The sequence below is a fragment of the Bacillus sp. CIS52 genome, assembly GCF_053545315.1.
Map to the genome: position 1 here is coordinate 70,638 of NZ_JBIUFR010000001.1, position 16,152 is coordinate 86,789.

Annotated in this window: 1 protein-coding gene; it reads left to right on the forward strand. The window is 46.5% G+C overall.

Annotation, left to right across the window (positions count from 1 at the left end; translation table 11 throughout):
• Positions 1-37: 37 nt before the first annotated feature.
• Positions 38-16,120: a non-ribosomal peptide synthase/polyketide synthase gene (locus ACH32G_RS00150; RefSeq protein WP_448813869.1), complete on the forward strand. Its 16,083-nt coding sequence runs from the start codon at positions 38-40 to the stop codon at positions 16,118-16,120.
• Positions 16,121-16,152: the final 32 nt, after the last annotated feature.

The following is a 16,152-nucleotide window of genomic DNA, read 5'->3' on the forward strand; positions in this document are numbered from 1 at the left end:
ATTTATTTCTTTAAATTATATAAAATGAGGTGCTCCAATGTCGGTATTTAGAAATCAAGAAACGTACTGGGAAAACCTGTTTGACGAAGAAGACGGCCTAAGCGTATTCCCTTACTTTAAAGCAACGGATAATGTGTCATTGGCCCGTACCGGCTACCAGGAAAAATGCATCAGCCGTTCCTTATCTCCGGAAGTATCTCAAAGAGTCATGACAATGGCCAATCATTCCGAAATGGCGGCCTATTTGATTTTATTGGCAGGTATTGAATGCTTGCTGTATAAATATACCGATCGAACGAGCCTGATTCTCGGCATTCCAACGGTATCGAAGCAAAAAAGCAGCCAGTCAGCCGTTAACACCGTTGTTCTTTTGAAAAATACGCTTTCAAACGAGAGTACATTTAAAACCGTGTTTGAACAGCTGAAAGAAGCCGTTAATGATTCTCTGAAAAATCAAAACCTGCCGTTTAGAAAAATGGTTCAACATCTAAACGTGCATTACAATGATGAGCGTCTGCCACTGATTCATACTGTCGTTTCGCTTAACGAAATTCATTCTTTGCAATTTAAAGAAGACATTGCAGCCGATACGCTGTTTCACTTTGATTTAGAAAACAACGGGATTCATTTGAAGCTTTTTTATAACGGCAATCTGTACGATGAGCGCTATATGGATCAAATGACAGCCCATTTGGATCAGCTGCTGTCCGTAATCTTGTTTCACCCTCAAGCGAAGATCCATACGGCAGAAATGATACCCGAAGCAGAAAAACAGAAACTATTGTTTGATTTTAATGATACCGGCAGAGATTACTCCGGGAGCAGAACCGTCTATCAATTATTTGAAGAACAGGCAGAAAGAACGCCTGAGCACACGGCGGTCAAGTTTAAAAACGCCCATTTGACGTACAGGGAATTGAATGAAAAGGCGAACCGTTTGGCAAGAACATTGCGTAATTGCGGGGTTCAAGCCGATACATTGGTCGCCATTCTGGCTGATCGTTCATTAGAGATGATCGTGTCAATCATAGCCGTTTGGAAGGCGGGGGGCGCTTATGTGCCCCTGGACCCTGAATATCCAAACGAGCGGATTCAATATTTGCTTCATGATGCGAATGCAGACGTTCTCCTTGTTCAGCATCATTTAAAAAACAGTCTCACCTTTGACGGCCCGGTGATTGATTTAAATGATGAAGCATCTTACCATGCGAATGCCTCATTGTTATCACCGATAGCGGGACACAACCATTTAGCCTATGTTATATACACCTCGGGCACAACAGGAAAGCCGAAAGGAGTCATGGTTGAACACGGCGGTATTGTGAATTCGCTCCAGTGGAAGAAGGCGTTTTTCAAGCATTCTTCAGCGGATCGCGTGCTTGTCTTGTACCCGTATGTTTTTGATGCGTTCATTTTAAATTTCTTCGGCCCGCTTATCTCGGGTGCGACTTTGCACCTTTTGCCGAATGAAGAAAATAAAGACCTTTTCGCCATTCAAAATGTCTTGAAACAAGAGCGGATTACACATTTTTCAACTTCTCCCCGTCTTTTGAAAACGATGATCGAAGAGATGAACGCGGACGACTTCATTCATGTTCAGCATGTTGTTGTAGGCGGAGAGCAGCTGGAAACAGACACAGTTGAGAAGCTGTATTCTCTGCAGCCTCACATTCGGATCAATAATGAATACGGACCGACAGAAAACAGCGTGGTATCGACCTTTCACCCTGTTCAGTCTGCTGATGAACAGATCACAATCGGCAAACCGGTGGCGAACCATCAAGCCTATATTTTAGGAGCGCACCAGCAAATCCAGCCGATCGGCGTACCGGGAGAGCTGTATGTCGGAGGCGCCGGGGTGGCCCGCGGCTACCTGAATCGGCCTGAGCTGACGGAGGAAAAATTTGTTCAGCATTTGCATCTCTCCGGTCAAAAGATGTATAGAACGGGGGATCTCGCCAGATGGCTGCCAGATGGAAGAATCGAATACGCAGGGCGGATCGATCATCAAGTGAAAATTCGCGGCTACCGAATCGAAATCGGCGAGGTAGAGGCGGCCATGTTCAATCTGGAAAATGTTCGTGAAGCTGCAGTCATTGCGCGGGAAGGCGCAGACGGAGCCAAGCAATTGTATGCCTATTATGTCGGCGAGCCTTCTATGACTGCACAGTTCAGAGCCGACTTATCCCGTAAACTGCCGGATTATATGATTCCCTCTTACTTTATCCATTTGGAACGCATACCGCTCACTTCCAATGGAAAAATTGATTTGAAAGCTTTGCCTGCTGATGAAGAAAATACGCGGACGGATAACGAATACATAGCCCCGCGGAACATAACAGAAGAACTGCTGGCGTCCATCTGGCAAGAAGTATTAGGGGCAGAACGTATCGGAATTCTGGATAATTTCTTTGATTATGGCGGAGATTCGATTAAATCAATTCAGGTGTCTTCCAGATTGTATCAAGCCGGATACAAGGTTGATATGAAACATCTGTTTAAATATCCCGCGATTGCAGAACTAAGTCAATTTGTCGTGCCGATCGGCAGGATGGCTGTTCAAGAGGAAGTGACCGGCAGCACAAACCTGACCCCGATACAGCATTGGTTTTTTGAACAAAAAATGCCGCAAGCTCACCATTACAATCAGGCCGTCATGTTATATTCGGCGGAAGGCTTGAAAGAGGCTCCGCTTCGCCGGACGATGGAACGGATCGCGTCGCATCACGATGCCCTTAGGATGGTTTTCGAAAAAACACCGAACGGGTACGCTCCGCGAATTACAGGAACGGATGAAAGTGAATTATATCATCTGGAAGTGATGAATTATAAAGAGGAAACCGATCCGGCTCAAGCGATTGCCGATAAAGCGAATGAGATTCAAAGCAGCATGGCATTAGACCGGGGGCCTTTGATGAAACTTGGTTTGTTCCAATGCCCCGACGGAGATCATTTGCTGATTGCAATTCATCATTTGGTGATTGACGGAGTATCGTGGCGCATTTTACTTGAAGATTTTGCAAGCGGTTATGAGCAGGCAGAGGGCGGACAAACCATCCGCCTTCCGCAAAAAACAGATTCATTTCCATTCTGGGCTGATCAATTGTCCAAATATGCGAAAGAAACCGACATGGAAGAAGAGATTGCTTATTGGGCCGAGCTTTCAAGCACGGAGCCGCAGCCATTGCCTAAGGACAAAATAAGCGAAGGTTCATTATTAAGAGACAGCGAAGAAGTGACGATTCAATGGACAAAAGAGGAAACGGAGCAATTGTTAAAACAAGCGAACCGGGCCTACAACACGGATATCAATGATCTGCTGCTGACTTCGTTAGGTCTCGCCGTTCACAGGTGGACTGGCATGGAAGACATTGTCGTAAATGTGGAAGGGCACGGGAGAGAGCCGATTATTCCGGATGCGGATATCTCCCGCACGATCGGATGGTTTACAAGCCAGTACCCTGTCGTCCTGAGGATGGAAGCCGGAAAAGACTTGTCACAGCGGATTAAGACCGTGAAAGAAGGGCTGCGCCGTATCCCGGATAAAGGCATGAATTACAGCATCATCAAATATGTATCCGGGCATCCCGAAGCCGACAGCCTGCAGCTGAAACCGGAAATATCGTTTAATTACTTGGGTCAGTTTGATCAAAACCTGAATCATCAAGCTTTGCGCATATCGCCTTTTTCCACAGGGTTATCGATGAACGAAAACCAAGAGAGAACAGCCATTCTTGATGTAAACGGCATGATTTCTGAAGGGACATTATCGCTGACACTGAGCTACAGCAGCAAACAATACGAAAGATCTACTATGGCGCAATTTGCACGGAACTTGAAAGAAAGTCTGCAAGAAGTCATTGCACATTGCGTAAGCCGGCAGCAGACTTCCCTCACACCAAGTGACATCCTGTTGAAAGACATCTCAATCGGCGAACTTGAACAGCTTTTAGAGCAGACGCGTGAATTAGGCGAGGCGGAAAATATTTATCCATTAACACCGATGCAGAAGGGCATGCTGTTTCACAGCTTATTTGATCCGAATTCAGGTGCTTATTTTCAGCAAACGATGTTTGATCTGCACGGAGAGTTAGACATTGATGCATTTTCAAAAAGCTTGGATGGCTTATCGCAAAAATATGATATTTTCCGGACGAATTTTTACAGAGGCTGGAAGGATCAGCCGCTGCAAATCATATTGAAAACGAAAAAGATCGGTTTTGAATTCATTGACTTACGCGAGATGAAGGAATCACAAAGAGAAGAGATGATTCAGCAGTATGCCAGAGAAGATAAAATGCGGGGGTTCGATTTAGAGAAAGGCGCATTAATGCGGTTACTCATTCTTCGAACGGATGAAAAGACATACCGTTTCATATGGAGTTTTCACCATATTCTGATGGACGGCTGGTGCCTGCCGCTGATTACAAAAGAAATATTCGAGCATTACTTTGCCTTGCTTCACAAAAAACAGCCTGAACAATCGCCAATTACTCCGTACAGTCAATATATTGAATGGCTCAGCCGGCAAGATGCAAAAGAGGCCATGGCTTATTGGGATCAATACTTGGAGGGATATGAAGAGCAAACCGGCCTTCCTAAGGATCACCATGCACCAGAAGAACGATACATTCCAGAAAAAGTGACGTGTGACATAAGCACCGACCTCACTTTAAAAATGAAGCAGACGGCCGGCGGGCGCCAAGTCACGCTGAACACGCTGCTGCAGACGGCATGGGCGGTTTTGCTGCAAAAATATAACCGAAGCAAGGACGTTGTTTTTGGGAGTGTCGTATCCGGAAGACCGGCTGGAATTCCGAATGTGGAAACAATGATCGGCTTATTCATTAACACCATTCCCGTCCGGTTCAGGTATGAAGCCGGGACAACGTTTGCCGAGCTTATGAAAGAAGCGCAGGAAAGGGCTGTAGCATCTCAACAATTCGAGACGCACCCGTTGTACGATATTCAAGCGCGTACAACGCAAAAGCAAGATTTAATTACACATTTAATGATCTTCGAAAATTATCCTGTTGATCAATATATGGAGAGCATTGGCCGGCAAAACGGATCATCCATCACCATTTCCAACGTACAAATGGAAGAGCAGACCAACTATGATTTTAATATGACCGTTATACCGGGCGACGAGATGAACATCTCTTTTGAATACAATGCCAATGTGTATGAGCGGGCAAGCGTAGAGCGGGTTCGGGAACATTTCATGCAAATCCTGCATCAAGTCGTGACAGATCCGGATGTCCGGGTGGATCAAGTGGATTTGTTGACGGAAGGCGAAAAAAGAACCCTTCTGCAGACGCTTAACGACACGGATGCGCCATTTCCGCAGACGCCCGTTCATCAATTATTTGAAGAGCAATCGCAGCGTACGCCCGATCAAGCGGCCGTCATTGATAAGGACAGGCAGCTCACGTACGGAGAGCTCAATAAGCGGGCAAACCGGCTGGCGCGAACGTTAAGAGCAAAGGGAGTGCAGGCGGATCATCCTGTAGCCATCATCAGCAGAAACAGCATCGAATCGGTGGTCGGAATCCTTGCCGTTTTAAAATCAGGCGGCGCCTATGTCCCTATAGATCCGGAATATCCGCAAGACCGCATCCGGTATATGCTCGATGACTCCCAAGCCGGAATCGTTTTGACGCAGCGAGATGTCAGGGAACAGCTTTCCTATGAAGGCGTCACGATTTTACTGGATGATGAAGAGTCGTATCATCAAGATGACTCTGACCTTGAGCCGATAAGTGATGCAAGCCATTTGGCATATGTCATTTATACGTCAGGCTCTACAGGGCGGCCAAAAGGCGTATTAATCGAGCACCGGGGCTTGACCAATTATATTTGGTGGGCGAAAGAAGTTTATGTAAAAGGCGAGAAAACCAACTTCCCGCTGTACTCTTCCATCTCTTTTGATCTGACGGTGACTTCTATTTTCACACCGCTTATCACAGGTAATACGATCATCGTCTATGACGGAGAGGATAAAACAGCTCTGCTTGAATCGATTGTGCAAGACCCGAGGGTGGATATTATTAAATTGACCCCGGCCCATTTGCAGGTTTTGAAGGAAATGAACATCGCCGATCAAACGGCTGTCCGAAGAATGATTGTGGGCGGAGAAAACTTAAGCACCCGGTTAGCCCAAAGTATTCATGAACAGTTCGAAGGCCGGATTGAAATATGCAATGAATACGGGCCCACGGAAACCGTTGTCGGCTGCATGATTTACCGTTATGATGCCGCAAAGGACAGACGGGAATCGGTACCGATCGGAACCGCTGCGGCAAACACGAGCATTTATGTGCTGGATGAGAATATGAAACCCGCGCCGATCGGTGTCCCAGGAGAAATCTATATCAGCGGCGCCGGTGTAGCAAGAGGATATTTGAACCGTCCGGAATTGACGGCAGAGAAATTCGTCGATGACCCGTTCGAACCGGGAGCCAAGATGTATAAGACCGGAGATTTGGCGAAGTGGCTGGCTGACGGAAACATTGAATATGCGGGCAGAATAGATGAACAAGTGAAAATCAGAGGCTACCGTATCGAATTAGGCGAAATCGAGGCGGCGCTGCTTCAAGAAGAAGCGGTCAAGGAAGCTGTCGTTACAGCAAGAGTTGATGCCAACGGGTTTAAACAATTGTGTGCATATTACGTGAGCGGCGGGCAAACAACGGCAGCCCGGCTCCGGAAACAACTGTCTCACAGCCTGGCGGGTTATATGGTTCCGGCTTATTTTATCGAGCTTGATGAAATGCCTTTAACGTCTAACGGAAAAATAAACAAAAAAGGGCTGCCGGCTCCGGATTTCGAGCTGCAGGACAGAGCAGAGTATAAAGCTCCCCGAACAAAAGCGGAAGAAATATTAGTTTCTGCCTGGGAATCGGTATTAGGCGCAGAGAATATCAGTATTCTTGATAATTTCTTTGAACTTGGCGGAGATTCCATTAAGTCAATCCAAGTGTCATCCAGATTAAAACAGAGCGGATACAAAATGGAAATCAAAGACTTGTTTCAATATGCTACGATTGCTGAATTGAGTCAGCATATCAAGCAGAATCTGCGTATAGCCGATCAAGGTGAGGTCAAAGGAAAAGTCAGCCTGACTCCTATTCAGCATTGGTTTTTTGAACAAACAACAATAGATCCGCATTATTATAATCAAGCCGTCATGCTGCATGCGCCGGAAGGTTTTCGGGAAACGCCGCTTCGTCAAACCCTGCAAAAGATAGCAGAGCATCACGATGCGCTCCGGATGACGTTCCAGACTAAGGGAAAGGGTTACGAGGCACATCATGCAGAGATCGCCCAAAGCGGACTGTACAACCTTGAAGTCCTGAATCTGAAAGCAGAATCCGACCCAGGGCAGACCATTGAAGCCAAGGCTGATGAGATACAAAGCAGTATGCATTTAAGTGATGGCCCGTTAATGAAAGCCGGATTGTTTCAATGTGCAGATGGAGATCATTTGCTCATCGCCATCCATCATTTGATGGTAGACGGGGTGTCATGGCGCATTTTACTGGAGGATCTCGTGACCGGCTACAGGCAAGCCGAGAACGGGCAAGTGATTCAACTGCCGCAAAAAACAGACTCTTTCCAATTATGGGCTAAGAGACTTTCAGAATATGCGCAAAGTGAAACGATAAAACAAGAACAGGAATATTGGACAAAGATCGAACAAACCGAAGTAAAACCGCTGCCTAAAGATTTTCAGGAAACCCATACAACTGCAAAAGACAGTGAAACAGCAACTGCGGAATGGACGAAAGAGGAAACGGAGCTCTTATTAAAACAAGCGAATCGCGCTTATAACACGGAAATAAATGATTTGCTTTTAACTTCTCTTGGTCTTTCTATATCCCATTGGTCGGGGCTTGACCGGATTCCGATTCATTTAGAGGGACACGGAAGAGAACAGATCATTCAAGATATGGATATATCGCGCACGGTCGGCTGGTTTACTAGTCTGTACCCGGTTGTGCTGCACGCGCAGCCAGGCAAAGAAATCTCTGATTATATCAAAACGACCAAAGAAGGACTGCGCCAAATTCCGCATAAAGGAATCGGATATGGAATAGCAAGGTACTTAAGCGGCGGAATGCCATCGAAACTCAATCCTGAGGTCAGCTTTAACTACCTGGGACAGTTTGACCAAGATTTACAGCAGCATGGGGTTCAATTATCTTCTTATTCTTGCGGTTCAGACTCGAGCGGAAATCAAGAAAGACCGTATGTATTGAATATAAACGGAATGATCACCGAGGGCCGGCTCAAGCTCACGATCAGCTACAGCAGCAAACAGTACGCAAAAGAAACAATCAAGCGGTTATCGGAAACGATTCAAAGCCGCCTGCGGTCAATCATTACGCATTGCGTTCAGAAAGAACAATCGGAACTGACACCAAGCGATATTTTGTTAAAAGGCATGTCCATTGACGAATTGGATCAGCTCCTCATTCAACTGCCGCATACAGGTGAGATTGAAAACGTGTATCCGCTCACTCCGATGCAGAAAGGAATGCTCTTCCACAGCTTGCTGGACGAGGCCTCACATTCTTATTTTGAACAAGCATCGTTCGATTTGCAGGGAGAGTTAAAGGTTGATTGGTTTAAACAAAGCTTGGAGCGATTGTTTGAAAGATACGCCGTGCTCAGAACCCGTTTTTACAGCGGCTGGAACGATACTCCTTTACAAATTGTCTATAAAACGCAAAAACCGCATATCCATTTTGCAGATTTGCGTGACATAGAGGAGCACCGGCGTGAGGGTGCAATCGCAGCCTATCAAAGAGAAGACAAGGCAAAAGGATTTGACTTGGCTCGCGATCCTCTGATGCGCATAGCAATTTTCCGCATGGAAGACCGCAGCTATCATTTGATTTGGAGCTTCCATCATATTGTCATGGATGGCTGGTGCCTGTCTCTTATCACGAAGGAAGTGTTTGATCATTATAGCGCCTTACAAAAAGGAAGGGGAACAGAACCGTCATCTGCAGCGCCTTACAGCGACTATATCGAGTGGCTTGACCGCCAAGATCAGGGAGCAGCAAAGCGGTTCTGGAGCGAGTATCTTGAAGGATATAAAGGTGAAACCGCGCTTCTTCATAAAACACCGCAGCATGAGCAAAAAGAATACGCTTATGCCAAGGTGATCTGCCAATTTGATCACGAACAGACAAAACAATTACAGCAGATCGCAAATCAGCATCAGGTTACGTTAAATACGTTGATCCAAACGTTGTGGGGAATTTTATTACAGAAATACAGCGGGTCCGCAGACGTTGTATTTGGCAGTGTCGTGTCGGGAAGGCCGGCGGAAATTCCTGATGTGGAACAGATGATCGGCCTGTTCATCAATACCATTCCGGTTCGGGTCTGCTGCGATGAGACCAGCTCTTTTGCTGATACGATGCAAATGGTTCAACAAAACGCGCTGGCTTCCCAATCGTATGATACTTATCCTTTATACGAAATTCAGGCCCAAACGGAACAAAAGCAGAACCTGATTGACCATATCATGATCTTTGAAAACTATCCGATAGGACAGCAGGTCGAAGAGACGGGCCATCATGGTACGAAGCTGAACATTACGAATTTTTATATGCAGGAACACTCCCACTATGATTTGAATGTGGTTGTCATACCTGGCAAACAGCTGGCCGTTCATTTCGGTTTTAATGAAAACGAATATGAAAAATCAGAAGTGGAGCGGCTCTCCGGACATTTTGAACAGCTCATGCAGCAAGTATTACAGCAGCCGTCTGTCAAAATAGAAGAATTGGAGCTTCTCTCTCAGCAAGAAAAAGAACATCTGCTCAGCAGCTTTCAGTCTAATGACATGCATTACCCGCGTGAAAAAACGATTCATGAGCTGTTTGAGGAGCAAGCGTATCGTACTCCGGACAATACAGCGGTTGTATTCGAGGGTAAACAATTCACCTACGAAGAACTGAATCGGCGTGCCAATCAGCTTGCGCGAACCTTGCAGGCAAAAGGTGTGCGGAACGATCAGCTTGTAGGTATTATGACAGAACGCTCGCTTGAGATGCTTGTAGGCATCTTGGGAGTTTTAAAAGCGGGCGGCGCATATTTGCCGATAGATCCTGATTCTCCGTCTGAACGCATCAGTTATATTTTAAATGATTCAAGTCTCAGCGTATTGCTTTACCGCGGGAAGCTTCCGGATGACATCGGCTTTCCAGGAACATGTATCGATCTCATGGAGGAACATTTCTATCACGAAAAAGACAGCAGTCTTGCACTCTCTTATCAGTCCAGTCAACTGGCCTATGCCATTTATACTTCCGGTACGACAGGCAAGCCTAAAGGCACGTTAATTGAACATCGCCAGGTCATTCACCTGATTGAAGGACTTCGACGCCAAATTTACTCTGCCTACGATGCGGAGCTGAATGTAGCCATGCTCGCTCCATATTATTTCGATGCTTCTGTTCAGCAAATGTATGCTTCCTTGCTGTCAGGACATACCTTGTTTATTGTTCCGAAAGAGATTGTGTCAGACGGTGCTGCCTTATGCCGTTACTATCGGCAGCATTCGATTGACATCACCGACGGAACACCTGCCCACTTAAAGCTTTTGATAGCTGCAGGTGATTTGCAGGGAGTCACGCTTCAGCATCTTTTAATCGGAGGAGAGGCTCTTTCCAAAACGACGGTAAATAAGCTCATGCAATTATTCGGCGATCATGGCGCTTCACCTGGGGTTACCAATGTTTATGGGCCTACGGAGACTTGCGTAGACGCGTCTCTGTTCAACATTGAATGTTCTTCCGATGCGTGGGCACGCAGCCAAAACTATGTCCCTATAGGCAAGCCGTTAGGCAGAAACCGCATGTACATTCTTGATTCAAAAAAACGGCTGCAGCCGGCGGGCGTCCAAGGCGAGCTGTATATTGCAGGGGACGGTGTCGGGCGGGGTTACTTGAACCTGCCGGAACTGACGGACGAAAAATTTGTTGCCGATCCGTTTGTACCGGAGGACCGAATGTACAGAACCGGTGATCTGGCCCGCCTTCTGCCGGATGGAAATATTGAATATATCGGCCGGATTGATCATCAGGTGAAAATTCAAGGTTTTCGGATTGAACTCGGTGAAATTGAATCGGTGATGCTGAACGTTCCTGATATTCAAGAAGCCGCCGCAGCTGCCCTTAAAGATGCAGATGATGAATATTACTTGTGCGGATACTTTGCTGCGGATAAGACAATACAGATCAGTGAACTTCGCGAAAGAATGGCCCGGCATTTACCGGTATATATGATCCCGGCTCATTTTGTGCAGCTGGATAAGATGCCGCTGACGCCAAACGGGAAGTTGAATCGCCAGTTATTGCCGGCTCCGGTCAAAAAGCGTGACAGCGGCATAGAGTACGTCCCTCCGCAAACTTCGGCAGAAATCCAACTGACAGCAATTTGGGAGGATGTCCTCGGATTAGAGCAGGTGGGGATCAGAGATCACTTTTTTGAGATCGGCGGACACTCCCTGCGGGCAACGGCGCTGATTGCAAAAATACAAAAGCAATTGCATGTCCAAATTCCTTTGCGGGACGTCTTCCGTTTCCCAACCATTGAACAGCTCGCACAGACGATCACGAAGACGGAGCTGACCGGATATGCTGCGATTCCTGCAATTGAAAAAAGACCTTATTATCCGGTATCCTCAGCACAAAAACGGTTGTACATCCTGAATCACTTGGAAGGCGGAGAACTCAGTTACAACATGCTGGGACTGATGGCTGTCGAAGGCAAGCTTGACCGTGACAAGCTGCAGCAAGCCTTCCGCACGCTGATTTTGCGCCATGAATCTTTGCGCACCGGTTTTAAAATGGCTGACGGTGAACCCGTTCAGTATGTATTGGATCATGCAGCGTTTGAAGCAGAGTGGTACCAAGGGGAAGAAGATGATGCGGACCTTTATATCCGCCAATTTATTCGTCCTTTTCATCTGGATGAGCCGCCGCTGCTTCGCGTGGGGCTGATTGAACTTCAACCTGACCGCGGAATTCTGATGTTTGATATGCACCATATTATTTCTGACGGAACATCCATGAGCGTATTGATTAAAGAATTTATCCGGATTTATGAAGGAGAAACATTACCGCCTTTGCGCATCCAGTACAAGGACTACGCAGTATGGCAGACCGGCGAAGCGCGGTTAAAACAGATCCAAAATCAAGAAGCCTATTGGTTAGAGCTGTACAGCGGCGACGTTCCTGTCCTTCATCTGCCGACCGATTATATCCGGCCGTCGGCACGGGATTTTGCGGGAGCCACAATGCAGTTTACGCTTGATAAGCAAAAAAGCGCCGGATTAAAGCAGCTGGCATCCCAAACCGAATCGACTTTATATATGGTGCTCCTTGCGTCTTATACATTATTGCTTTCAAAATACAGCGGCCAGGAAGACATAATTGTCGGCAGTCCTATAGCGGGAAGACCGCACGCCGATTTAGAACCGATTATCGGAATGTTTGTGAATACACTGGCCATGAGAAATTACCCTGAAAAAGGGAAGACGTTCTCTCAGTATCTGTCCGAGGTGAAGGAGAATGCATTAAAAGCTTATGAACATCAAGATTATCCGTTCGAAGCGCTGATCGATCAACTGAATATCGCCAGAGACTTGAGCCGTAATCCGTTGTTTGACACCATGTTTGTGCTTCAAAACACGGAGCAGGAACAGTTAGAGATAAATGACGTCACTTTCAAACCATATCCAAGCGAACATACGATGGCTAAATTTGATTTAACCTTAACGGCTGTGGAAGAAGAGTCGGGTATTCAGTTCACGATGGAATACTTGACGGCTCTGTTTAAACCGGAAACGATCGAACGCATGATGGGGCATTTTGTGCAGCTGATTGATTCGATTATTAAACAGCCTGATGCCGAGCTGGCTCGTCTGAATATGATGACCAAGGAAGAGGAAAGAGACATTCAGCAACTCTTTAACGATACTGCAGTTGCGGAAAAACGAATTCCAACTACGGTTCATCAGCTTTTTGAGCAGCAGGCTGAGCTTAACCCGGACCATGAAGCCGTCCGGTTTGGAATTCAGACGCTGACTTATCGTCAGCTGAATGAGCGTTCCAATCAGCTGGCGCGCGTCCTTCAGGATAAGGGGGCCTGCACTGATCAGGTGGTTGCCGTTCTCACGGATCGCTCAGCACATATGATCATCGGCATTTTAGCCATATTAAAGGCCGGCGCAGCATTTCTCCCTATCGATCCGGAGCTTCCCGAAAAACGGCGGGCTTTTATGCTGAAAGACAGCGGTGCCGATGTGCTTTTGACTTGTGCAGGTCACGCTATTCCGCCGCTCTTTGAAGGAGAAGTGCTTCTGCTTGATGATCCGATGATATATCAAGGCAGAGCAGACAATCTTAATCTTTCCTGCTCGGAAAATGATTTAATGTATGTTATTTACACGTCAGGCACAACGGGGCAGCCGAAAGGCGTTCAGCTGGAGCACAAGACGATGACGAATCTGCTCGCTTATGAGCAGGATCATACGCAGCTGCAGTTTGACAGAGTGCTGCAATTTGCCGCAATGAGCTTTGATGTTTGCTATCAAGAAATGTTCTCCGCGCTTTCAAGCGGAGGAACACTCTTTATCATCGGCAATGAGGCAAAACGTGACATACGTCAGCTCAATGATTTTGTCAGAACGCACAGGATACAAACAGCATTTCTTCCGACCGCGTTCCTTAAGCTTCTTGCCTCGGAGAAACACTATTTCGAACCGTTTGCCGAGTGCGTAGATCACATCATCGCTGCGGGAGAACAGCTCATCGCAACAAGTATGCTGCGTGACATGCTGGCACGCCATCAAGTCACATTGCATAATCATTACGGTCCGTCGGAGACGCATGTCGTGACCATGTATACCGTTGATCCGAATACAGATCAGGAGCTGCAGCCGATCGGCAAACCGATTTCAAATACGGAGATTTTCATTTTGAATGAAGCCGGAACGCTTCAGCCTGTCGGAATCGTCGGTGAACTTTGTATTTCAGGAGTGAGCCTTGCCAGAGGCTATCATAACAGGGAGCTTTTGACGCTCGAAACTTTTGTTCCGCACCCATATGACTCGAATCAGCGGATGTATAAAACAGGCGATCTGGCCCGTTACCTTCCTGACGGAAACATTGAATATGCGGGAAGGAGAGACCATCAGGTCAAAATTCGCGGTTACCGGATTGAACTCGGTGAGGTGGAGGCCGCTCTTCTCAAGCACGTACAGGAAGCAGTTGTCCTAGCAAAAGAAAATACCGATGGCCAAAGCGATTTATATGCCTATTTTACAGCGGAGCAATCACTCTCGATCAGTCAGCTGAAAGAAAAACTTGCTGGTCAAATACCGGGATACATGATCCCTTCATACTTCATCCAGCTGGAGAAACTGCCGCTAACCGGCAATGGAAAAGTAAATCGAAGAGCATTACCGATGCCTGAAGCAGGTCTGCAAACGGGGACCGACTACGTTGCTCCGCGGACGAATATGGAAGAGCAGCTGATATGCATCTGGCAAGACATTTTGAAGGTAAAAGAAATAGGTGTAAAAGATAACTTTTTCGATTTGGGCGGCCACTCGTTGCGGGGGATGACGCTCATCGCCAAAATTCATAAGCAATTCAGCAAAAACATTTCATTAAGAGAAGTCTTTCAATGTCCGACAGTTGAAGAAATGGCACAGGCTATTGCAGAAGCTGAAACCAACGGGCCGGATGACATTCCGAAAGCCAAAGTAAAAGATGTCTATCCCGTATCGTCCGTACAGAAAATGGTTTACCTGTCAACACAAATAGAAGGCGGAGAACTGAGCTACAATATGCCGGGAATCCTTACATTAGAAGGAAAACTCGACATGAATCGCTTGCAAACCGCTTTCCAAAGACTGATCCAGCGTCATGAATCGCTGCGTACCGGTTTTGAAATGGTCCGCGGAGAACTGATGCAGGTGATCAAACCGCAAGTGGAGTTTTCGATGGAAAGATACAAGGCAACAGCTGACGAGGTTGAGGAATGTTTCCGCACCTTCGTGCGGCCGTTCGATCTCAGCCAGGCTCCATTACTCAGGGCCGGACTCATCGAGTTAGAACAAGACCTGCATATTTTCATGTTTGACATGCACCACATCATCACGGACGGCGCCTCCATGAACATTTTTGTCGAAGAACTGATTCAATTGTATGACGGCAAAGAGTTAGCTCCGCTCCGTATTCAGTACAAAGACTTTACGGAATGGAAACATCAAAAAGAACAAAGAGAACGAATCAAGAAGCAGGAAGAGTATTGGCTTGGTGTATTTCATGAAGAGCTCCCGTCATTCGAGCTGCCGAAAGATTTTGCGAGACCGCCGGTTAGAAGCTTTGATGGAAAAAGGCACAATTTTACGCTCGATAAGACTGTCACCCAAGGGATAAAGCAGCTGGAAGAATTGACCGGAACGACCGCTTACATGATTTTGTTCTCGGCCTATTCCATACTGCTGGCTAAATACAGCGGTCAGGGTGATATCGTCGTCGGCACACCTATTGCAGGGAGACCTCATGCGGATTTGGAACCCATTATCGGAATGTTTGTCAATACATTAGCCATCCGCACCGCTCCGATGGCGGAAAAGACATTTTTGGATTATATAACGGAAACGAAAGAAACCATGCTGAAGGCTTTTGAACATCAAGAGTATCCTTTTGAAGAATTAGTTGAAAAACTGGGTGTGAAACGGGACTTAAGCCGCAATCCATTGTTTGATACGATGTTTGTCCTGCAAAATACGGAACAAACGGATATTGAAGTGGACTCTCTCACAGTCAGACCTTATGAACAAACGGAGACGGCAGCCAAGTTTGATTTACAGCTGAACTTCTTAATAGATCAAGATGAGATTCAAGGCAGTTTTGATTACTGTACGAAACTGTTTAAAAAGAAAACCATTGCTGTATTGGCCAAGGATTACGTCATGATCCTTTCGGCGATTATGAGAAACCCAGCCATTCCTTTAAAAGACATTCAATTAAGCGAAAAAGTAAACAAAAGTAAACATCTCGCAAGCACAATCGAATTGGATTTCTAATCACGGGGGCAGCGGCGGTCCCGGCATGAATG

Excerpts from the sequence above, each read along its gene's own strand:
- ACH32G_RS00150 (WP_448813869.1), top strand. The coding sequence starts at position 38 with ATGTCGGTATTTAGAAATCAAGAAACGTACTGGGAAAACCTGTTTGAC.